The 21,619-nt window shown below is 70.6% G+C and carries 18 protein-coding genes and 1 pseudogene; 9 read left to right on the top strand and 10 right to left on the bottom strand.

Translation table 11 applies throughout. The features are described from left to right. Nucleotides 1-182: pseudogene (locus ACWGI8_RS16930) on the top strand (hypothetical protein); the annotation flags it as partial. Here the strand turns inward: ACWGI8_RS16930 and ACWGI8_RS16925 are convergent. Then, complete coding sequence (locus tag ACWGI8_RS16925) at nucleotides 179-949, bottom strand: MerR family transcriptional regulator (protein WP_453661637.1); 771 nt, start codon at nucleotides 947-949, stop codon at nucleotides 179-181. The pseudogene ACWGI8_RS16930 and the gene ACWGI8_RS16925 overlap by 4 nt on opposite strands. Nucleotides 950-1,502: 553 nt before the next feature. Between ACWGI8_RS16925 and ACWGI8_RS16920 the strand changes: the two genes are divergently transcribed. Then, nucleotides 1,503-1,970, top strand: a complete 468-nt coding sequence (locus ACWGI8_RS16920; RefSeq protein WP_453661635.1) for an Lrp/AsnC family transcriptional regulator — start codon at nucleotides 1,503-1,505, stop codon at nucleotides 1,968-1,970. 195 nt (nucleotides 1,971-2,165) lie between these two features. On the opposite strand, the gene ACWGI8_RS16915 is transcribed toward ACWGI8_RS16920, so the two are convergent. Together ACWGI8_RS16915 and ACWGI8_RS16910 are read right to left on the bottom strand one after the other, a co-directional pair. Further along, nucleotides 2,166-3,593, bottom strand: coding sequence for an aldehyde dehydrogenase family protein (locus tag ACWGI8_RS16915; RefSeq protein WP_453661633.1), 1,428 nt, complete (start codon nucleotides 3,591-3,593; stop codon nucleotides 2,166-2,168). Then, complete coding sequence (locus ACWGI8_RS16910) at nucleotides 3,586-4,677, bottom strand: homoserine dehydrogenase (protein ID WP_453661632.1); 1,092 nt, start codon at nucleotides 4,675-4,677, stop codon at nucleotides 3,586-3,588. The genes ACWGI8_RS16915 and ACWGI8_RS16910 overlap by 8 nt, the downstream gene beginning before the upstream one ends. A 267-nt stretch (nucleotides 4,678-4,944) precedes the next feature. Between ACWGI8_RS16910 and ACWGI8_RS16905 the strand changes: the two genes are divergently transcribed. Both ACWGI8_RS16905 and ACWGI8_RS16900 read left to right on the top strand, forming a co-directional pair. Then, nucleotides 4,945-5,424 (top strand): macro domain-containing protein, encoded by a 480-nt coding sequence (locus ACWGI8_RS16905; protein ID WP_453661630.1) that lies wholly within the window; start codon nucleotides 4,945-4,947, stop codon nucleotides 5,422-5,424. 78 nt (nucleotides 5,425-5,502) lie between these two features. Continuing rightward, complete coding sequence (locus tag ACWGI8_RS16900; RefSeq protein WP_453661629.1) at nucleotides 5,503-5,973, top strand: hypothetical protein; 471 nt, start codon at nucleotides 5,503-5,505, stop codon at nucleotides 5,971-5,973. 108 nt (nucleotides 5,974-6,081) lie between these two features. Here ACWGI8_RS16900 and ACWGI8_RS16895 read toward each other — a convergent pair whose 3' ends face one another. The 4 genes from ACWGI8_RS16895 to ACWGI8_RS16880 all read right to left on the bottom strand — a co-directional run bounded on the left by ACWGI8_RS16895 (nucleotide 6,082) and on the right by ACWGI8_RS16880 (nucleotide 10,012). After that, on the bottom strand, nucleotides 6,082-6,900 hold the full coding sequence (locus ACWGI8_RS16895) for a DUF2785 domain-containing protein (RefSeq protein ID WP_453661627.1): 819 nt from the start codon (nucleotides 6,898-6,900) through the stop codon (nucleotides 6,082-6,084). 106 nt (nucleotides 6,901-7,006) lie between these two features. Continuing rightward, the gene (locus ACWGI8_RS16890; protein WP_453661625.1) at nucleotides 7,007-7,993 is read right to left on the bottom strand and encodes a cation diffusion facilitator family transporter; all 987 of its coding nucleotides are present in this window, start codon (nucleotides 7,991-7,993) and stop codon (nucleotides 7,007-7,009) included. Nucleotides 7,994-8,141: 148 nt separating this feature from the next. Further along, nucleotides 8,142-9,143, bottom strand: coding sequence for a sphingomyelin phosphodiesterase (gene sph, locus ACWGI8_RS16885; protein WP_453661623.1), 1,002 nt, complete (start codon nucleotides 9,141-9,143; stop codon nucleotides 8,142-8,144). Between the two features lie 146 nt (nucleotides 9,144-9,289). Beyond that, nucleotides 9,290-10,012, bottom strand: a complete 723-nt coding sequence (locus ACWGI8_RS16880; protein ID WP_453661621.1) for an aspartate/glutamate racemase family protein — start codon at nucleotides 10,010-10,012, stop codon at nucleotides 9,290-9,292. 120 nt (nucleotides 10,013-10,132) lie between these two features. Between ACWGI8_RS16880 and ACWGI8_RS16875 the strand changes: the two genes are divergently transcribed. Then, on the top strand, nucleotides 10,133-11,026 hold the full coding sequence (locus ACWGI8_RS16875; RefSeq protein WP_453661619.1) for an oxygenase MpaB family protein: 894 nt from the start codon (nucleotides 10,133-10,135) through the stop codon (nucleotides 11,024-11,026). On the opposite strand, the gene ACWGI8_RS16870 is transcribed toward ACWGI8_RS16875, so the two are convergent. Further along, entirely contained in the window at nucleotides 10,989-12,029 is a 1,041-nt protein-coding gene (locus ACWGI8_RS16870) for a LacI family DNA-binding transcriptional regulator (protein WP_453661617.1), read from the bottom strand. The genes ACWGI8_RS16875 and ACWGI8_RS16870 overlap by 38 nt on opposite strands. A gap of 163 nt (nucleotides 12,030-12,192) precedes the next feature. Further along, the gene (locus ACWGI8_RS16865) at nucleotides 12,193-13,686 is read right to left on the bottom strand and encodes a M1 family metallopeptidase (protein WP_453661615.1); all 1,494 of its coding nucleotides are present in this window, start codon (nucleotides 13,684-13,686) and stop codon (nucleotides 12,193-12,195) included. 199 nt (nucleotides 13,687-13,885) lie between these two features. Between ACWGI8_RS16865 and ACWGI8_RS16860 the strand changes: the two genes are divergently transcribed. The 3 genes from ACWGI8_RS16860 (at nucleotide 13,886) to ACWGI8_RS16850 (ending at nucleotide 18,950) form a co-directional block, all read left to right on the top strand. Further along, nucleotides 13,886-15,865 carry a Xaa-Pro dipeptidyl-peptidase gene (locus ACWGI8_RS16860; protein ID WP_453661613.1) on the top strand — a complete coding sequence of 660 codons (1,980 nt, stop codon included), beginning with the start codon at nucleotides 13,886-13,888 and terminating at the stop codon, nucleotides 15,863-15,865. Then, complete coding sequence (locus ACWGI8_RS16855) at nucleotides 15,862-17,154, top strand: M14 family metallopeptidase (RefSeq protein WP_453661611.1); 1,293 nt, start codon at nucleotides 15,862-15,864, stop codon at nucleotides 17,152-17,154. Before ACWGI8_RS16860 ends, ACWGI8_RS16855 begins: the two co-directional genes overlap by 4 nt. A gap of 83 nt (nucleotides 17,155-17,237) precedes the next feature. After that, on the top strand, nucleotides 17,238-18,950 hold the full coding sequence (locus ACWGI8_RS16850; protein WP_453661610.1) for a BCCT family transporter: 1,713 nt from the start codon (nucleotides 17,238-17,240) through the stop codon (nucleotides 18,948-18,950). A 46-nt stretch (nucleotides 18,951-18,996) separates the two neighbouring features. On the opposite strand, the gene ACWGI8_RS16845 is transcribed toward ACWGI8_RS16850, so the two are convergent. Continuing rightward, nucleotides 18,997-19,968: an FAD-dependent oxidoreductase gene (locus ACWGI8_RS16845; RefSeq protein WP_453661608.1), complete on the bottom strand. Its 972-nt coding sequence runs from the start codon at nucleotides 19,966-19,968 to the stop codon at nucleotides 18,997-18,999. Between the two features lie 66 nt (nucleotides 19,969-20,034). On the opposite strand from ACWGI8_RS16845, the gene ACWGI8_RS16840 reads away from it, so the two are divergent. Next, nucleotides 20,035-21,054, top strand: coding sequence for an oxidoreductase (locus ACWGI8_RS16840; protein WP_453661607.1), 1,020 nt, complete (start codon nucleotides 20,035-20,037; stop codon nucleotides 21,052-21,054). Nucleotides 21,055-21,619 lie beyond the last annotated feature (565 nt).

Genomic DNA, 21,619 nt, shown 5'->3' with positions numbered 1-21,619 from the left:
CGAACGGGGTGTTCGGCATGAGCCGATCGCCCCGACTGGTGCTCAGCGGCACCTCGCTGGATGCGCCCGACGTCCGCGAACTCGCCGACTTCTACCGGCGTTGCTCGGCCGGACGGTGGCGGCACAGGAGCCGGAGTCGCAGGGCGTCGCGAGCCCAGCAAGATCCACCGGACCGGCCCTAGGGAGTGTCCTCTTCGGCGCGTTCCTCCTCGGCGCCGTGCTCCTCGGTGCCGAACGCGGCACGCAGCTCTTCCCTCAGCGACCGCTGGAACGCCGTCACGAGGGCCTGGATGACCATCGGCTGCATATGGGCCGACAGCGACTTCATCGTTGCGACGTGATGAGGGTCCGACTCGCGCTCCCGGTACGGGTTCCACACCTCGTCCCGGAACAGCCGCGTCAGCTCGTGCGCCGCCGCACGGGCGTGCTCCAGCAGGACAGCCCGGGAGGCGAGGATCGTCTCGTGCGCTATGGGTACGTCCAGCAGCTCCACCCCGAGACGCAGCAGCCCGCCGTCGAGCCGGAACACGTCCGGTGCGCTCCCGCGGCCCAGCACACCCATCGCCGCCAGCCGGTCGACATCCTGGTCCGACAGCGGCCGCCCGGCCCGGCGCTCCAGGTCCTGGCGGGTGGTCTCCTCCGCCGACTCAGGGGCCCAGGAAGCCACGAGGGCCCGGTGGATCGCCAGCTCGTGGGCGCTCAGGTCGGCCGGCAGCTGCTCGACATAGCGTTCGATCGCGGCGAGCGTCATGCCCTGGTGCTGCAGCTCCTCGATCAGAGCCAGCCGGGACAGATGGTCCGCGCCGTAGTGCCCCACCCGGCGCGGCCCGATCACAGGCGGCGGCAGCAGGCCCCGGGTGCTGTAGAAGCGGATGGTGCGGACGGTGACACCGGCGCGCGCGGCCAGTTCGTCGACGGTCAGCGTCGGCTCCTCGGTCTCGGTCGCCATGGTCTCCCTCGCCTTCTCCGTACATCCATCCGATGCAACAGTAATGCTGTCTCACCAGTGTTGTGAAAGTGCTCGGAAACTTCGGGGCGGATTGTCAGTGGTGCTGTGACGAGGATTGATGGTTGGCACAAAAACGGGATGGTCGGCACCATGATCGGCTGTCTCCTTCGTCGTGATCCAGGCTTGGCAAGCACGGCCCGAGAGCCGCGAGAGGGTCCACGAGGGGTCGCAGGGCTCCGGCGCCAACCAGGTCGGTCTGCAGACCGAGCTCGCACGGCATCGACGCCGCCTTCGTCGACATCAGCTGAGCGCCGCCGCCGAAGGCATCCCGGCGATCCGCGTACTGTGGGGATACGGGGCCGCGGACGAGTCCGTGACTGCCCACGTCCGCTGACTCCCCACAGGCATTGGCGCAGCGGCTGCTCTCCTCTGGAGAGCCGCAGGACAGCCACCTGCCGCCATCCCCACTCGTGATGGGTTCCGGCCTTGTCGTACGGCCCCTGGCAGCGCCCTGGCTGCCGGGGGACTTCATTTGTGAAGGAGACCGCTCACCGTGGACGCCATCGACGAGAAGATCATTGCCGAGCTGACGCGTAATGCGCGCATCCCTCATGCCGAGCTGGCCAGCCGGGTACTGCTGTCCCGCAACGCGGTGCGCCAGCGCATCGAGCGATTGGAACGACAGGGACACATCGCCGGCTACACCATCGTCCGGTCCGGCGACGACGCCCGTGAAGACGTCGTCTCGGCTCTCGTGCTCGTCTACCGCCAGGACCGCATGCGCGGCAGCGACGTCCTGGCCGCGCTCAAACTCATCCCTGAGGTCGTCATCTGCGAGATCCTCAGCGGCGACTTCGACATCATGGTGCGTCTCGAGGCGACCTCACTGGAACGCGTGCGGGACATCTGGGAAGACATCGCCCAGATGCCCGGCGTACGGGACACGGTCACAGCACTCACCCTGTCCAGGGTCGTCAGCCGCCCGCGAGGAGGACAGGGCGCTGCGGCCGGCAGCGGTTGACGTGGTCGAGCGGGGACACCACGTCGTAGCGGCCCCGCGCTTGACGGTGGCGAGCGCCCTGACCAGGGCCGGGTGGGCCGCCGGCGGGATGCCGCTCGCCTGGAAGTCCACCACCCGAGCGGTGTGCACCCCCCGAGTAGGCGTCGGCCGGTACCGGGAGGGCGCCCAAGGAGTCGCACTCCATGCGGAAGGCGGTCACCGTGCTTCGTCCAGGTGGTTGATGCAGACGACCTTGGGCTGGGTCATCTCCTCGAAGGCGAACCGCACGCCCTCGCGGCCCATGCTGCCGTACTTGTATCCGCCGAACGGCATCGCGTCGAACCGGTAGTCGGACGAGTCGTTGATCATCACCCCGCCGGCTTCCAGCAGCCGGGCCGCGGACAGCGCCCGGTCCAGGCGCGAGGTGAAGATGCCTGCGTGGAGGCTGTAGTCGATCGCGTTGGCCTGCTCGATGGCGTCCTCGAAGGAATCGAAGGGCTGCAGCACGACGACCGGGGCGAACGCCTCCTCCTGCCAGAGCGCGCAGTTGGCCGGGACCATTTCCAGGACCGTCGGCGCGTACAAGGAGCCGTTCAGCTCGTTGCCGCACAGCAGTGCAGCTCCCTGGTCCACCGCGGCGTCGACCTTCATCCGGACGACGCGCCCGGCCTCCTCGGTGATCATGGGGCCGACGTCGGTGTGCTCGTCGAGCGGGTCGCCGACGCGCAACTGCTTCGTGCGGGTGACGAAGGCATCGCGGAAGGACTCGTACACCTCCGCCGCGATCAGGATCCGCTGTGTGCCGATGCAGTTCTGGCCCGCGGCCCAGAAGGCACCGGAGACGCACGACTCCATCGCCGCGTCCAGGTCCGCGTCGTCCGTGACGATGACCGGTGCGTTGCCGCCGAGATCCATGGCCAGCTTCTTCAGGCCGGCCGAGCGGGAGATTGCCTCACCGGTGGCGAATCCGCCGGTGAACGACACCATGCGCACGTCGGGGGCGCTGACGATCGCGGCCCCGATGTCGGCACCGCCGTTGACGACCGTGACGATCTCCTCGGGCAGCCCGGCCTCGATGAGGGTGTCGACCAGGCGCAGGGCGGACAGCGGAGTGAGGGCGGACGGTTTGAGGATTATCGCGTTGCCGCCGGCGATGGCCGGGCCGAGCTTGTGGGCGACCAGGTTGAGGGGGTCGTTGAAGGGGGTGATGGCGGCGATGATGCCGAGGGGTTCGCGGGTGAACCAGCCCTGCCGCTTCTCGGAGCCCTCGTAGGAGTCGAAGGGGATGACCTCGCCGGCGTTGCGCCGTACTTCGGCCGCGGACAGCGCGAGGGTGTTGACCGCGCGGGCGACCTCCTTGCGGGCCTGGGTGATGGTCTTGCCCGCCTCGTTGACGATCAGCTCGGCGAAGGACTCGGCCCGTCGCTCGACCAGCTGGGCGGTGCGCTCCAGGACGGAGGCCCGGGTGACGCGGGACACCGCGGCCGCGAGGCGGCGGCCGGAGCGGGCCCGCTGCAGGATGGCGTCGACTGCGGTCGCGTCGTCGGTGGGGACCGAGGCGATGACTTCGCCGGTGTAGGGGTTGTGTACGGGCGCCATGTCGGTGCCGAGCTCGATGCGGGGGGTCACGGCGGTGTCAGCCACGGTGGGTCTCCTGAAGAACACGGGGCAGTGGTGCGGTGTCGTCGTCCGCGTGGTGGCGCTGGTGGATGGCGATGATGTCCGACAGCAGGGCGTAGGCGGTCTCGATGCGGCCGGCGCCGGGTCCCGACACGGTGACGGTGCCGAGGAGGTCGGTGTGGAAGGCGACCGCGTTGACCGGTCCGGAGATTCCGGCGAGAGGGTGGTGGCCGGGCAGCGCGATGGGGGCCACGCGGGCGTCGACGGTACCGTCTGCCCGGCGGGTGGCCGTGCCGACCAGCTTCCAGTGCAGGCCCTTCGATACGGCGTCCTGCGCATCCTGCGGGGTGATCTTGGAGATGCCCTCGCAGAAGACGTCCTCGCGGCAGAGGCCGGCGCCGAGGACCTCGTTGGCCAGGATCATGACCTTGAGCTGGACGTCGTGGCCCTCGATGTCGGCGGTGGGATCGGCTTCGGCGTATCCGAGCTCCTGGGCCTCGGCGATGGCTGCCGGCAGATCGATACCCTCCTCGAGCCGGCCGAGGATGTAGTTCGAGGTGCCGTTCATGATGCCCTGCACGCCGGTGATCTCCAGGCCGCCGAACATGCGCTCGGCAGTGCGCAGAATCGGGGTCCCGCTGAGAACCGAGCCTTCGAACTCGAAGCCGACGCCGTGCTCGGAAGCCAGTTGCTTCAGCGTCCGGCCGGCAAGGGCGACGGGGCCCTTGTTGGTGGTGCATACGTGCTTGCCGGCCTCCAGAGCCCAGCGCACGTGGGAGAGGGCGGGCTCGCCGTCGGTGGGGTTGGTGAAGGTCGCCTCGACGACGACGTCGGCCGGGACCTCGCGGATCACCCACTCGTTGCGCGGGTCGGCGCTGCCACCGGGCAGGCCGGCGAAGGCCGGCTCGCCAGGTTCGGTGGCCAGCAGCGGAGCCAGGTCGATGCCGTCGGTGTCGACCAGGGAACCGGCCCGCAGGTCGGTGATCGCAACGACGCGCAGGGCGAAGCCCAGTTCCTCGGCAAGGCGGTCCCCGCGCTGGGATATGAGCTCGCAGAGTGCGCGGTTGACACCGCCGAATCCGATGAGGGCGAGGTCGTATCGACCCATGTGACGACTCCTTCGCAATGCACCGCAGCCACACGGTGCGGCTGATCAGAGCCTCGCGTCGGGGAGTGTCGGTGCGGCTATGTCAGAGCGACCACAGACCATGCCGAACTGCACTGTCGTGGTGACGATTCGCCTGGCGACCGCTCGGCGTCTCTGGCGGCGGTGCCTCGGCGGGTGAGCCGTGCGGGTGTAGGCATCAGCCGGCTGTCGTGCCGTCTCCGGTAGACGCAGGCAATCTTTGTCATAGGTGCCCCGTACGGTGATGGCATGTCGGGGATCACGTATGTACGGGGGGACGCCACCGCGCCGCACGGCAAGGGCGTCAAGCTGATCGCGCATGTCTGCAACGACCTGGGCGGCTGGGGGAAGGGGTTCGTCGTCGCGATATCCCGCCGCTGGCCGGAGCCCGAGGCGGCGTACCGGCGCTGGCACCGCGAGCGGGCGCAGAACGACTTCGGGCTGGGCGCGGTCCAGTTCGTCCAGGTCAGCCGCTATGTGTGGGTGGCGAACATGGTGGGGCAGCGGGGCATGCGCACGGGCAGCAAGGGGGTGCCCGTGCGCTACGAGGCGATCGGCTCGGCCCTCGCCGCGGTCGCCGACAAGGCGATGGAGCTCGGTGCGTCGGTCCATATGCCACGCATCGGCTGCGGGCTGGCGGGCGGCACCTGGACGAGGGTGGAGCCACTGATAGCGGAGCGGCTCACCGCGCGGGACATAGCGGTCACGGTGTACGACCACGACGCGTAGCCCCACCCGTGGCTTGGCGTGTACCTGGCGCTAGAGTGCGGTGCTTGTTCGATTTGCCGCGCGATAAAGGGGGAGGGCATGAGCGCGCAACTGAGGGAGACTGCCACGGAGTTGGCGGAGATCCTGTGGCGTGAGCACACCGTGTACCGCGACAGGGCGGGAGGCGTGGTCATCCGGGGGGAGCACGTCCAGCGCTGGATCAGCCTTGCCCCCAGGGGCGGCCGGGACGAGGTTCTCGTCCGTGCGGGCCGGATCCTCGACGGGGGGACGACTGCCCCGGCGCGCTCGGAGGTGGTCGCGAATCTCACCGCCGGGACGAGCGAACTCGCCGCGATCTGCCGTCGGCTGCTGGCCGAAGCGGCCGCGGATGCCGTGCCCGGCGCGATGCAGGCGAGCGGCCCGGCCCGGTCCGGCCGCCCGCCCGAGCGATCCAGGGGATCCGAGCGATCCAAGGGACCCAAGAGGGGCTTCGGGTCCTGGGTGGTCATCGTCTGCGTGATCGCACTCGTCGCCCTCTACGCGTACAACGTGGCCGGGGCGTACCGGTAGGCGGCCCAGGGCCGGTCCTGGACGACGACACGCGCGGTCCGGCCGGTTCACACAGCCCCGCAGCCCCGCAGCCCCGCCAGCCCACGTCCGTGGCCACGCACCCGAACGTCAGGCGAGCCAGCTGTAAGGCAGCCGCAGGATCGCGGCAACCTGCGAGGCCACCACCGGAGCGTGCGGCGGAACGCCTCCGTCGGCGAGGCCGCGGGTCAGGTGGAGATGAAGGCACTGAAGCGTGGCGAAGGTGTTGAAGGCCCACGGTGGGACGGGGCCGGGGCCGCCGCCTTCGAGGGCGTCCGCGACGACGCTCAACCAGGCGGTTGCCTGCTCGGCCGTCAGGCCAGGGGCGAGCAGAATCCCGCTGAGTGCGCGGGCGAGGCGCGCGTCCTCCAACTGCTCATAGCGGTAGTCGGCGTGTGCTGCCGTCATCCGGTGGGCGCACAGTTCCAGCAGTTCGGTGCGGCGGGCAGGCAGGGCCCGTGCGAACGCCGCGGCCGCGTCGGCGCCGTGGGCGACGGCGTGCAGCCAGCCGAGGGAGTCGTCCCAGCCGCGGGTGTCGCGCTCCGTCGGGTACCAGGAAGCGAAACCGGCGTACCAGCGCTCCACGGCCCACTCCGGCACGGCGCCGGGAACGGCGTCCGCGCGCGTCAGAACGCACCGGAGCACGAGCGGAGCGAAGGTTCGGGCCTGAATCTCAGGATGGGTGAAACGGTCCGCGGCAGTGTCGCCGAGGTCTTCCAGGACCTCGTCCAGGTGCCCTTCCCGTATCCAGCGCGCGGCCGCGGTGTAGGCATGGTCGTCACGGACCTCAGGGTCAGGAGACACGAGCATGGCCGACAACTCGTCACTGAGCCGGGAAGCCGGTACGGCGTCGGGGAAGGGAAAGCCCTCGGCGGCGATCGACGACCAGTCGACAAGATCCGTACTCATCGCGTCAGCCTTCCACGCGCCGCGGGGCCCGGCAAGATCCGGACGAGAGGCTCCAGGGCGCCACATCCACGCGGCTACGCGGCTACGCGGCTACGCGGCTACGCGGCTACGCGAAATGATGGGCCAGGGCCGCATGCGGGTCCTGGGCCGTCGTGTGCCCGTGGTCGACATGGACGGTCGCGCCCGCCAGCCGTGGCACGGCGTGCAGCAGCGCGTGCTCGGCGGCCACGGCCACCGCATGGGCCTGGACGACCGTCAGCGCCGGGTCGACCTCGACGGAGGTCTCCGCGCGCAGGGTGTGCCCGAGCCAGCGCATCCGTACGGCTCCCACCGCACGTACGCCCTCGACATGGGAGAGCGCGTGCTCGGCCTCGTCCACCAGCGCGGGGTCCACGGCGTCCATCAGCCGGTGCCAGATCTCCCGTGCCGCGCCCCGCAGCACGAGCACGATCGCGCCGGTGATGACGAGTCCGATCAGCGGGTCGGCATACCGCCATCCCAGCGCCGAGCCTCCCGCGCCCAGCAGCACGGCGAGCGAGGTGAACCCGTCGGTGCGGGCATGCAGTCCGTCGGCGACGAGTGCGGCGGAGCCGATGCGCCTTCCGGTACGGATACGGGCCCTGGCCACCCACTCGTTGCCCGCGAAGCCCACGAGTCCGGCCGCGGCGACGGCAGGCAGGTGGCTGACGTCCTGCGGCTCCAGCAGCCGCCGGACGGCCTCGTACCCGGCGAAGACGGCGGACGAGGCGATCACCAGCACGACGAAGACCCCGGCCAGGTCCTCCGCCCGCCCGAAGCCGTACGTGTAGCGGCGGGTGGCGGCCCGCCGGCCCAGCACGAAGGCGAGGGCGAGCGGGAGCGCGGTCAGCGCGTCGGTCGCGTTGTGGACGGTGTCGCCCAGCAGCGCGACCGATCCGGACAATGCCGCGACGACCGCCTGGACGACGGTGGTCGCGGCGAGGATCCCGAAGGAGAACCAGAGCGTCCGCAGGCCGTCGGAGGAGGCCTCCAGCGCGGCGTCGATGCGCTCGCCGTGATGGTGGTGATGGTGGTGTCCATGCCGGTGGCTGTGACTGTGCCCATGACCCGTCATGGACACCACCATGGCAGCCGGACAGCCTTGCAGCCACTGTCGAAAAGCGGCCTCTGACCAGCTGCGAAAGGCTTGCGACTACGGTCTCGCGGCTACTGCCCCGCGCCTGCTCCCGCGAGGCTGCGGCCCCGTGCCCGCTGCCGGGCGGCTACTGCCCGGACGCGGTGACCGGGTAGTGGTCGGACAGGTTCGTGTACGTGTAGTCCGTTCCCCAGCTGGAGACCGTCCAGGGCGCGCTCTGCTCCTTGACGACGTTGTTGTTCCAGCCGGCCGGCTTGGCGTGGCCCGCCCGGTGGAGCACGTAGTCGAGGTCCTCGCGCGGGTCGTCCGGGTAGCGGTAGGACGCGATCGAGTTGTCCTGCGTGTCGAAGGAGTACGGGTGGCCGGTGCGCGAGTCGGCGCCGGTGAGGCCGCCGTCCGCCAGCATCGTCGCGTACTCGGGCGTGCGCGAGTCCACATTGAAGTCGCCCGCGACCAGCACCTGCTCCGAGGCCGGGATGTTCTTGGCGTCGAGGAACGCGTCGATCGCCTTGAACTGGCGGCTGCGCATCTGCGCCGCCTCACCCGCGCCGCAGCCCGGGTCGGTCGACTGCGCGTGCGTGCCCACGACATGCACCTTGGTGCCGTTCACGTCGAGCACCACGTACACGAAGCCCTTGTTGGACCACCAGTCGGCGCCGCAGGCGTCCTTGTAGACGTACTGCTCCTTGCGCAGGATCGGCCACTTGCTGAGGATGGTGACGCCGCCGTCCTCCGGAGTCGTCGCGGAGTACGAGCCGCCGGTCGCGTCCCAGCCGCTCTTGCTGCGGCCCATCACCGGGGTCTGGTACGGGTACTGGGCGCGGGCGTTCTGCTGCAGCGCGTCGGAGGCGGAGTTGTCGAACGCCTCCTGGAGCACGACGACGTCATTGCCCCGGAAGAACGAGGTCTTCGGGATCTCGGCGGCTCGGTGGTCCTGGCCCCAGTTCGGGTACAGGGTCTTGCTGAAGAGGAAGACGTTGTACGTCAGCACCTTCAGCGACGGCGTCGCGGCGGCGGCCTCCGCGGCGGGCGCGGCGGACGCCGAGGGCGCGGCCACCGCGAGGGTGGCGGCGGCGAGGGTGCTGGCCAGGGCTGCGCCGGATATACGGCGGAGCACGGATTGCGGCACTGGAACTCCCGTTTCTGATGGGGGGTATTGAACCGGCGCGCACATCAAAGCAGCGGGAGTTACCTTCGGGTAACCGTTAGGTGCCCGAATTCTTTCCGGAGGTTCACCATCCGCGGAACTTGTACGGACAACTCGGAGGGGACAACTCAGAGGGGGCCGCCGCGCCACACCGGCAACGGCCGCCTGCCGACGGCCGTTTCGAATGCCGCGTGGGCCAGCAGCCGCGTCGAATCCAGCGTCGGCAGGGGTGAGACGTCCGGCGTCACCAGCAGCGGGATCTCGGTGCAGACGAGCGCGACAGCGTCACAGCCGCGCCCCGCCAGCCGTTCGATGACACGGACGTACGTCTCGCGTGAGGCGTCCGTGAACTCGCCGTTCACCAGCTCCTCGAAGATGATCCGGTCGACGACCGAACGGTCCTCCGCCCCCGGCACCTCGCCGGCGATCCCACGGCTGCCGAAGGCCCGGGGATAGACCGGGCCGTCCATCAGATACCGCGTGCCGAGGACGCCGACGCGCGTGCGCCCGTCCTGTGCGGCGCGCTCCGCGACGACCTCGGCGATGTGCAGTCCGGGCAGGGCGAGGTCCTCCCCGGGCAGCTCCAGGGCCTCGTGGGCGGTGTTGTCCGGGCAGACGAAGAAGTCCGCGCCGGCGCCCGAGAGCCGTCGTACGCTCTCCGCGAGCGTGGCCCGGATCGTGGCGTGGTCCCCGGAAGCCCACGCGGGCATGCTGCGCGCGAGCGCGATGCAGTCCAGGGTCACATCCGGATGGTCGTGCGGTCCCAGCTCACGGAAGCCCTCCCGGCAGAATTCGCGGAAGCACAGCGCCGCGCCTTCCGCGCTGTGCGCGAGAATCCCGAGGTGCGTCATGGGAGCTCCAGAGGTCAGGTGCCGGGGCTCCTCACACTAACCACGGGCGTGATCGCATACTGGAACGGAGAGAGGGACCGGCTCGGAGTCCCGCCACCGACGACCCCTGGGAGCGCATGCATGAGCAGGCCGCCGGATCCCGTACCGCCACCGCCCGGCGGTGTGCTGTGGAACCTCGCCGGCGACATCCGCGGACTGCTGATGCTGCCCGCCGCACTCACCATGCAGGTCGCGCACCCCGCCGTCGGCGCCGGAGTCGACGAGCACTCCGTCTTCCGCACCGACCCGTGGGGACGCGGAGAGCGTTCCCTGCGCTCGCTCCAGCTCTGGGTGTACGGCGGCGAAGCCGCGGCCGAGGAGGGCCGCCGGCTGCGGCAACTGCACAGGACCATCCAGGGCACCGACACCCGCGGCCGCCGGTACCACGCGCTCACCCCCGAGTACTACGCATGGGTCCACGCCACCGGCTTCCCCGTCTACCAGCACGCCGCCCGCTACCTGTACCGGCCGTTCACCCCGGCGCATGAGCGCCGGATGTACGCGGAGTGGCTGCAGGTCGGGCGGATCCTCGGCATCCACGACCGGGACATGCCGCAGACCATCGAGGAGTTCTGGCCCTACTACCGCAAGGTCCTCGCCGACGAACTCGAGGCGACCGCCGTCGTGCAGGACCTCACCGCGACCGACCGCCCCGTACCGCCGCCGGACCGCGGGCCGCTCCTGCTCAGGCTGCTGCTGCGCGCTTCCTGGCCGTTGATCCTGCCGCCGCTCGCCCGCTTCCGGCGCTTCGTCACCATCGGTCTGATGCCGCCCGACGCACGCGAGGCGATAGGGCTCCCCTGGACCGATGCGCAGGAGCGCAGACTGCGGCGCTTCGGCCGCGTCGTACGGGCCGTGGTGCCCGTCCTCCCCGAGCGGCTGCGCTATCTGCCGCTGGCGAGGCAGGCCCGAAGGGCGGCCCGCGAAGCGGCCCGGCTCACGCCGAGGCGCGGCGCACCAGCGTCGTCGGGGTGATCACCGAGGCCGGGGTGCCGGACCCCGGTTCGCTCTCGTTCAGAACCCGCATCAGCAGCCGCACCATCAGCCGCCCGTTGCCCTCGATGTCCTGACGGACCGTCGTGAGCGGCGGGTCGGTGGTCTCGGCCACCAGGGTCATGTCGTCGAAGCCGACCAGGGCGATGTCCTGCGGGACCCGCAGCCCGCGCTCGCGCAGCACTCTCAGCGCGCCCGAAGCCATCAGGTCGTTCGATGCGAACACGGCGTCCGGCGCGGCGCCACCGTCGAGCAGCCCGGCCATCGCACGTGCGCCGCTCTCCGCCGTGAAGTCGCCCTGGGCGGTCAACGCCGGGTCGGCTTCGGGCAGTACGTCACGGTAGCCGTCGAGCCGGTCCAGTGCGGAGGTCTGGTCGCGCGGGCCCGCGATGTGCGCGACGCGGGTGCGGCCGAGGGAGACCAGATGGCGTACCGCAGCCCGGGCGCCGCCGCGGTTGTCGCAGTCGACGTACGGGACCGCGTGCTCGGAGCCGGCTCCCGGCCCGCCCGGACGGCCCCCGAAGACGGCGGCCACCCCCGACCCGCGGACCACGGAAGGCAGCGCGTCGTCCTCGTGCAGGGAGAAGGCGAGCGCCCCGTCGACATGGCCGCCGCCGAGATAGCGGGCGATCCGGTCTTGGTCGTCGGGTCCCTCCACCCACAGCAGCACCAACTGGGAGTCGTGGGCGGCCAGTTCCCGGCTGATGCCGCGCACCTGACGCTCGAAGAACGGATCCGAGAAGACCCGGAACTCGGGCTCGGCGATGATCACGGCAACCGCCCCGCTGCGCCGGGTGACCAGGCTCCGTGCCGCATGGTTCGGTACATAGCCGAGCTCGGCCACCGCCTCGCGCACCCGGTCCGCCAACGGTGCGCGGACACCGGCCCCGCCGTTGACGACGCGCGAGACCGTCGCCCGCGAGACCCCGGCGCGGGCGGCGACGGCCTCCAGCGTGGGCCGGGCTCCAGTGGTCGGATCGGACAACGGATGCTCCTCGTCGGCGCGTCGGACCGTATCGACACGAGGGTAACCGCAGGTGCCGCCGCCCCCGAAGGGGCGACGGCACCATCAAAACCCACGTCAGTGGCCGTGGCCCTGCACGCGCCAGACCCCGCTCGCTGATCCGGCCTGATCCAAACGACAGGACCTAGTGGTCGTGGATCGTGTTCGTCGCGGCGATCTTCTTCCAGGACTTCGGCTGCGCCGGCCGGACGTCGGCACGGGCGGTGATCCGCTCGCCCGCCGCGGCCGGGGCGGCCGGCTTCGACGGCTCGTACAGCCAGGCGTCGAAGAGCTCCGTGAGCGGCTTGCCGGAGACCTTCTCGGCGTACTTCACGAAGTCGTCCACACTGCCGTTGCCGTTCGCGTTCACGGTCGGCCAGCCCTTGAGGATCGCGAAGAAGTCCTCGTCACCGATCTCGCCCCGCAGCGCCTGCAGGGTGAGCGCACCACGGTCGTAGACGGCGATGTCGAACTGCTTGTCAGGGCCGGGGTCGCCGGGCTTCACCGTCCAGAACGGGTCGTCGGCCGGGTGCAGGGCGTAGATGTAGTCCGCCAGCTCCTGCGCCGTGCCCTCGCCCTCCTTCTCCGACCACAGCCACTGGCTGTAGCGGGCGAAGCCCTCGTTGACCCAGATGTCCTTCCAGCCCTTGACGGAGACGCTGTCCCCGTACCACTGGTGGGCCAGCTCATGGACGACCACCGAGACGTTCGCGCCATTGGCGAACTGCCGCGGGCTGTAGAACGGGCGGGTCTGCGTCTCCAGCGCGAAGCCGCTCGGAACGTTCGGGACGTAGCCGCCGAGCGCGTTGAACGGATACGGCCCGAAGACCTCCTCCAGCCACTCCGCGATCTCGGTCGTCCGCTCGACGCTGGCCCGCGCCGCCCCCGCGTTGTCGCCGAGGTCCTTGCTGTAGGCGTTGAGGACCGGCAGTCCCTTCGCGGTCTTGTCGGTCGTGATGTCGAACTTGCCCACCGCGAGGGTCGCGAGATACGTCGCCTGCGGCTTGTTCGACCGCCAGCCGAAACGCGTCCAGCCGAGCCGTGAACTCTGCGCCTGCAGCACGCCGTTACTGATCGCCTGGGTGCCGTCCGGCACCGAGACGGAGATGTCGTACGTCGCCTTGTCCAGCGGATGGTCGTTGGACGGGAACCACCACACCGCCGAGTGCGGCTCCTGGGCGGCGACGCCGCCGTCCGGCGTGCGCTGCCAGGCGCTCCAGCCGCCGATCTTCAGCTCGGAGGGCTTGCGGGAGTACCGGACGACCACCGAGACCGGCCGGTTCTTCTCCAGCGGCGAGGCCGGGGTGATCTCCAGCTCCTGGTCGCCGCTCTTCGCGAACGCGGCCTTCCGGCCGTTCACCCGCACCTCGCTGACGTTCAGGCCGAAGTCGAGGTTGAAGCGGGAAAGGTTCTGCGTGGTGGTGGCGAGAATCGTCGCCGTACCCTCCAGCAGATCGGTCTTGGGCTGGTATTTCAGCCGCAGGTCGTAATGCGAGACGTCATAGCCGCCATTTCCGCTGGCCGGGTAGTAGGGGTCGCCAATGCCCGATGCCCCGGGCTCGAAGTCTGCGGCCGACGCCGGGATCGCCAGCAGAAGAGAAGCCGCAAGCGCGCTCGGAACGAGGATTCTGCGGTGCACGAATGCTCCAATTGGTCGGGGCGGATGATCTCTTCGGACCCTATTCATGCGTGCGACGCCCCGTCATGTCCACGGCCCCTGTGTCACACGATCGCCATTCGGCCGACACGATGCCCGTCGTCCCTTCCATCGCTTCGGTCCACTTCTGGCTCTCTACCGCCCTCTGTCGCACAGGAGTTGACCGGAGTACCTTCCGCCCATGCCGATACGTGTGCGGGGCACCCGCCTTTGGAGCAGATCGCCGGCCGTGGTGGCCACGGCCGCCCTGATATCCGTCCTCATACCGTCGGGGAGCGCCCAGAGCGCCCCGCCCCGCGAGAGCAGACCCGTCTACTCGTACGACAACGCGATCCGGGAATCCGTATGGGTGGACACCCGGCTCGACGGCGACGGGGACGGCAGGACCGACCGCGTCGCGGTCGACATCGTCCGGCCGCGTGAAACGGCGCAACATGGCCGGAAGATACCGGTCATCATGGATGCCAGCCCGTATTACTCCTGCTGCGGGCGCGGCAACGAGAGCCAGAAGAAGACGTACGACGCGAACGGGAATCCCGTCCAGTTCCCGCTCTACTACGACAACTACTTCGTGCCGCGCGGCTACGCCTTCGTCGCCGTCGACCTCGCCGGCACCAACCGCTCCGACGGCTGTGTCGACGTCGGTGGCCGCTCCGACATCCACTCCGCCAAGGCCGTCGTCGACTGGCTGAACGGCCGCGCCCGCGCCTACACCACCCGCACCGGCGCCGAACGCGCCACGGCCGGCTGGACCACCGGCAACGTCGGGATGATCGGCAAGAGCTGGGACGGCACCATCGCCAACGGCGTCGCCGCGACCGGGGTCGAGGGCCTCAGGACCGTCGTCCCGATCGCCGCCATCTCCTCCTGGTACGACTACTACTTCGCCCAGGGCGCGCCGCTGTACGACTCCGGCCCCGACTGGCTCTCGAACTACGTGAACAGCCCCGACGCCCGCGCCCGCTGCCAGGCCGTCCAGCAGCGGCTCGTCGACGAGGCCCCGCGCAGCGGCGACTGGACGCGGCTGTGGAGCGAACGCGACTACGTCCCGGACGCCCGCAACGTCCGCGCCAGCGTCTTCGCCGTCCATGGCATGCAGGACCTCAACGTACGCCCGAAGCACTTCGGGCAGTGGTGGGACGCCCTCGGCGACCACGGTGTGGAGCGCAAGGTCTGGCTCTCCCAGACCGGACACGTCGACCCCTTCGACTTCCGCCGCGGCGAGTGGGTCACGACGCTGCATCGCTGGTTCGACCACTACCTCCTGGGCTACGACAACGGCATCGACCGCCAGCCGATGGCCGACATCGAGCGCGCTCCCGACCAGTGGTCCACCGACCGTGTCTGGCCGCCACGCTCCACCGCCACCACCACGGTCCGCCCCGGCAAGGGCGCCACACCCGGCGTCGGCACACTCGCCCTGAAGCCCGCACCGCCCGGCGCCACGGAGACATTCACCGACGACCCGGCACTCGACGAGACCGACTGGGCCGCCGACATCGACCGCGCCACACCGGCCAAGTCCGGGTTCGTCACCCGGCCGCTCAGCCGCGACCTGCGGCTCTCCGGATCCTCCACGGTCACCGTCACCGCCACCCCGACGACCACGACCGCTCATCTCTCCGCGGTCCTCGTCGACGTCGGCCCGGACACCATCCGTGACTACGCCGCCGCCGGCGAAGGCATCACCACCCTCCCCGGGCGCACCTGCTGGGGCCCGAGCACGGCCGGTGACAGCTCCTGCTTCAAGGAGACCGCGGCCCGGACGGCCGCCGTCGACCACACCGTGGTCAGCCGCGGCTGGGCCGATCTCGGCAACCACGCCTCGGCCGGCAAGGGCCGCCCGCTCACACCCGGCACGGCCTACACCATCACCCTCGATCTGCACGCCACCGACCACGTCGTCCCGGCAGGTCACCGTCTGGCCCTCATCATCGCCGGCACCGACAGGGACCTCATCGATCCTCCGTCCACAAGGCCGAGCCTCACCCTCGATCTCGCCCGAACCGCCGCACGGCTGCCCTTCGTCGGAGGTGCCCCGGCCTTCCTGCGGGCCACCACAGGCGCTGTCCCGCCGGCCGCCACCGCGCGCGAGTCCCGTCTCGACGGTGTCGCAGGGCCGCGTCCGATCCGCCCGATCCCGGGAGCGAGCAACCGATGAACCGCCGTATCCGTATCCGCACCCTCGCCCTGGCCGTCTGCGCGCTCGCCGCGCCCCTGATGCCCGCGCCGGCCCAGGCGGCCCCCGCCGCGCAGAGCCTGCCGCGCACCGGATTCGAAGCCTCGGGCGGCGCGCGCTGGACCGGTCAGGCCGAGGAGTGGCAGTTCCTCGCCGCCGTCGACCGGGCCGCCGACCGGGTCTCACTGGACACCATCGGCACGACCGGGCAGGGCCGCCCGCTCCGGCTCGTCCGCATCGGCGGCGAGCGGACCACGGCGAACACCATGCTGCTGATCTGCAGTCAGCACGGCGACGAGCCGTCAGGCCGCGAAGCCTGCCTCACCACCATCCGCGACCTCGCGTACGCCAAGGACGCCGGGACCCGGCGCTTCCTGGATCGCACGACGGTCCTCGTCGTCCCCACCGCCAACCCCGACGGCCGCGCTGCCGACACCCGGGAGAACGCGGACGGGGTCGACATCAACCGGGACCACATCGCCCTGAAGACCGCCGAGGGCCGCGCCCTGGCCGCCGTCATCCGTGACCGGCGCCCGGACGTGATCTACGACTTGCACGAGTACAACTCCACGCCCTCCTACTACGACAAGGAACTGCTCTCACTCTGGCCGCGCAATCTCAACACCGATCCGAGGGTCCACAAGGAAGCGCACACGCTCTCCGAGACCTATGTACGGCCCGCCGCTCACGACGCCGGATTCAGCAGCGGCATCTACGGCATCTGGACCGATCCGGTCACCGGTGAGCCGGTGAAGCAGGTCGCCGGTGACGGTCAGGAGCGCATCCTGCGCAACACCGCGGGCCTCAAGCACTCCGTCGGACTGCTCGTGGAGACCCGCGTCGACCCTCTGACCGACGCCGAGAAGGCGGACGCGGCCCTCAACAACCGGCGCCGGGTGGCGACCCAACGAGCCGCGCTGGACGGCGCGTTCGACTTCGTGGATGAGCGGCGCGGCCGGATCGAGGCCGCGACGGGAGCCGCACGCCTCGCGGGCTTCACGGACCGTGGCCCGGTCTACATCGGCGGCGCCGACAACGACCCGGCCACCCCCGAAGAGACCCTCCAGGACCCGCCCTGCGGCTACGGGCTCACAGCCGGACAGTACGCGGACGTGAAGGACGAACTCGCCCTGCACGGCGTCCTGTCGAAGCCCGGCAGTGACGGAGTGTACGTACCGTTGCGGCAGTCCCAGCGTGCCCTTGTACCGCTCCTGCTCGACGAGCGGGCGGCATACCATCTCACATCCGGACATCCTGTTACTGCTTGTTGATTCGACGAGACCCGCGTCACCTGTGGTAGGAGGGCTTACGGAGAGCGAATCCAGGCTCCGTGAACCTCCGAAAGGTGCCACCTGTGCCGCACGAGGAATCGCCCGGCGAATCGCACGACGCACGGAAACCGGGCAGCCGGGGAGATCTGCCGGTGACGGCGGACCTCCCCGGCCTGTCCGGGAACTCCCGGACGGACCGCGTGGTCTTCGGCGTCACCGCGGCCCTCACGCTCGCCTTCGTGATCTGGGGTTCCGTCGCCACGGACACCCTGGAGAGCGTCTCCACCAGCATGCTCTCCGGCCTCATCCACAACGGTGGCTGGGCGTTCGTCCTCGCCGCCTCCGGCTTCGTCGGCTTCGCGCTCTGGCTCGCCATCAGCCGCTACGGCAGGATCCCGCTCGGACAGGAGGGTGAGGGGCCCGAGTTCCGCACCGTTTCCTGGGTCGCGATGATGTTCAGCGCGGGCATGGGCATCGGCCTGATGTTCTACGGCGTCAGCGAACCTCTCGCGCACTTCGCCACACCGCCGCCCGGCACCAGCCCGGCCGATGCCGCCGAGGCCATGGAGATCTCCATGGCCACGACCCTCTTCCACTGGACGCTGCACCCCTGGGGCATCTACGCCGTCGTTGGACTCGCCATCGCGTACAGCACCTACCGGCGGCGCCGGCGCCAGACCATCAGCGCCGTCTTCGAAACACTCATCGGCAGAAAGCACGCGTACGGCACGGGCGGCCGGATCATCGACATCCTGGCCATCTTCGCCACCCTCTTCGGCTCCGCCGCCTCTCTCGGCCTCGGCACCCTCCAGATCGGCAGCGGCGTCACCGAACTGGGCTGGATGGAGAAGGTCAGCACGGCACTCCTCGTCGGCATCATCGCCGTACTGACCCTCGCGTTCGTCGTCTCCGCCGTCTCCGGCGTCGAGAAGGGCATCCAGTGGCTGTCCAACATCAACATGGTGCTGGCGCTGCTCCTCGCACTGTTCGTCTTCATCGCCGGGCCGACCATCATCGTGCTCGACCTGCTTCCGACGTCGATCGCCACCTACTTCGGGGAACTGCCGCAGCTGGCCGGGCGCACCGAGGCCTCCAGTGGCGCGGGCGTCGGCGACTGGCTGGGCACCTGGACGGTCTTCTACTGGGCCTGGTGGATCTCCTGGACACCGTTCGTCGGCATGTTCATCGCCCGCATCAGCCGGGGACGGACGATCCGTCAGTTCGTCGGTGGAGTGATCCTTGTGCCGAGCACGGTCAGCCTGTGCTGGTTCGCCGTCTTCGGCGGCACGGCGATGACGCTCCAGGAACGCGGGCGGCTCGGCAAGGAGACGACGCCCGAGGGACAGCTCTTCGCCGTGCTTCAGCAGTTCCCCGTCTCCACGGCGATGAGTCTGCTGGTGATGATCCTCGTCGGGATCTTCTTCGTGTCGGGCGCCGACGCCGCGTCCATCGTGATGGGCGCGCTCTCCCAGAAGGGCGCCCTGGAACCGGGCCGGTTCGTCGTCGTCTTCTGGGGCTTGGTCACCGGTGCTGTCGCGGCCGTGATGCTCCTCGTCGGCGGCGGGCAGGGCGACGCGCTCGCCGGACTGCAGAATCTGACCATCCTGGTGGCCGCGCCCTTCGTCCTGGTGATGATCGGCATGTGTGTCGCGCTGATGCGCGATCTGCGCCACGACCCGCTGATCGTGCGCGGCCGGCGAGGTGAGGAGGTGGTCGAACTCGCCGTCATCGCCGGCCACGAGAAGTACGACGACGACTTCGAGCTCCGTATCGGTCCCACCCCGCCGGGCAGCTGAGGCCGCTGCCGGTCGTCACCAAGGGCGTTCACCGGTCCAGGTCCGTTCACCGGGCGAGGTCGGCGGCGGCCCTGGCACAGCCCCAGGCCACGGTGACGCCCGCGCCGCCGTGACCGTAGTTGTGGATCAGTCGCGTGCCGTACGCGCCCGGCGCGCCGTCCAGGCGGACCCCCGAGGCCCTGGCCGGGCGCAGGCCCACCCGGTGGCCGAGGACCCTCGCGTCCGCGATCTCCGGCCGGACCCGCGCGCACCGCTCCACGATCGCCGCGGCGGTCGCCGGGTCCGGCTCCAGGGACCAGGAACCCTCCACCGCGGTGCCGCCGAGGATCAGCCGGCCGGGCTGCGGGAAGAAGTACGTGAGCGTGCTCGACGCCTCGTCCACTGCCGTGAACCAGGTCTCGATCCCGGGGTTCTCCACGAGTACCAACTGCCCCCGGACCGGCGACATCTCCAGGTCCGGTACGAGGTCACGCGCCCCGAGCCCGGTGCAGTTGACCACCACGGCGCCCTCTGCCGCCGCCTCGTCGAGCGAGGTGATCGCGCGGGTCTCGACCGTCCCGCCCGCCGCGTCGAGCCGGGTCCGCAGCCAGCCCAGGTGCACGGGCATGTCGATCAACGGCAGCCGGGCCCCGAGCGCGGGCCCGCCACCGCCCGGCACCTCACCGGGCGCCAGGTCCCGCAGACCGGCCAACTCCCGCGCCCACGGTCCCAGGGCGTCGAGCCGGGCCCCGGACTGCACGCCGGCCACCAGCCGCACCCCGGTCCCGTCCGGGTCCGCGGCGAGCTCCTCGTACACCCGCAGCGTCGCGAGCGACCACGCGCCGACCAGCGCCTCGGGCTCGATCCGGTACGGCCACCACAACGCCCCCGCCACCGCGGACGTGGTGGCTTCCGCCGGCTCACGGGTCCACAGCCGCACCCGGCGGCCCTCCTCGGCGAGCACCACCGCGGTCGTCAGCCCCACGACCCCGCCGCCCACCACGATCACATCGCCCGCGTCGCTCACCTCGCCGCTCATGGCCGGACCGTAGCGGAATCGAAGATGCCGTGCTCACATCACGTCACAGCTGGGGATACTCCAGACATGTCTGCCGAGTACGCGACCTTCGCCCTGGCGCCGGCAATGCGAGCCGGGGGAGTCCTGGCCGATGGTGGCTACCAGATCCACCGGGACTTCATGGACTTCATCGTCGACGGCTGCCCGCTTCTCTTCCAGCTCTCCGACCTCGACGCGGTCTCCCCGCTCGCCTCCGACATCCCGCCCGCGATCTTCACCCGCCAGGTCCGCGCTCTGCTGCTGGAGGCCGAGGCCCCGCTGCCCGGCGGGCGTTACGTCATCTACGGCTGCCCCGAGTGCGAGGGACTCGACTGCGGCGCCGTCACCGCCGTCATCGAGCGCGACGGGGACGACATCGTCTGGCGGGACTTCGCCTGGCAGACCGACGAGACCGCCGACCTGGAACTCAACGGCTACCGCGGGATAGGGCCGTTCCGCTTCCGCGGCGGGGAGTACCGCACGGAGCTGGAACGGCTCCTCGACGACGAGGAGGACCGGCCGCGCCGTCGCGTCCTGCTGATCGGCGCCCGTGTCGCCGTCCTCGCCAAGCTCGCCGCCGCCCTGCGCACCATCGGCATCGGCGCCGAGATCGCCCATGACGCGGCCGGAGTCCCCGCCGAGGAGCTCCGCACCTACGGGGCCGTCGCCTTCGGCCGCGCGGTCGGCGAGCCCGAACGGGCTGCGGTGCGCGCCGTCTTCGCACAGGCCGGGGTGGATGTCGCGTACGTGGACGGGCTCGCCCCGGTCATCCCGCTCCTGGTCGCCCAGATAGAGCACGCCCTCGACCACCCGTCGGCGCGCCGTCGGCTGACCGGGCTGACGGCGGCCGGTGGTGAGGCGACGGTGACCGTCACCTCCACCTGCCGTGTCCACCTTGTCGCGTACCGCCTGGACCGGCTCCACCGCACCCACACGCACGACGTCTTCGACGGGATGCTGGAGCCCGGCACCCACCGAATTGCGCTGGACGCGCGGGCGGTCAAGGGGCAATCCTTCGTGGTGGCACGCGCCATGGGGGGCGTGCTGGTCGCGCCCGTGGCGCGATGACACAGCCGAGGGGCCCGGGCGAGCCGATCAATCGCCGAGACGACATGCATCGACCGAACTGGAGGTCCGCCTCCCCGCGCCGATGAGCGGCGCCCGGCGGAACAGTCCGTCCATCCGCACACGTACCCCGGCGGAGCTGCGCCGGTCGCGCAGACCGCGTGCCCACGCCTGCTGGGACCACCTCTACGCGGCGCCGCTGTGGCCGCTGCACGGCGCCGATCTGGGGACACTCGCCCGCACCTGTGACGCGGTCGGCGCGTGTCCGACAGTGCCGCGCTTCCCCTGGGTGCCCGAGGCTTTGGCCCGCGGCAACACGCTGCGCAAGCCGCTCTGCACCCTCCCCCAGACTTCGTCCGGGGGGACCTCCAACCGGCGATCCTCTCGGTTGGCCGGCGAGGCAGTGCGAACGCGGCGTACGGATCGTGGGCGTCGGCTGTAGCGATATGCCGCTACGGCGGCGTGGGCCGACGAGGGCGTGTTGCGAAAGTAGCGCCGTCCGCCCGGAGGGCGGGGCCCGCGGCGTCTGGTGCGTGCGATCGCAAGGCGGTGGGGGCACCTCCCAGGC

This window comes from Streptomyces sp. NPDC054841 (genome assembly GCF_053611045.1).
This window is presented reverse-complemented; position numbering and strand designations above follow the sequence as displayed.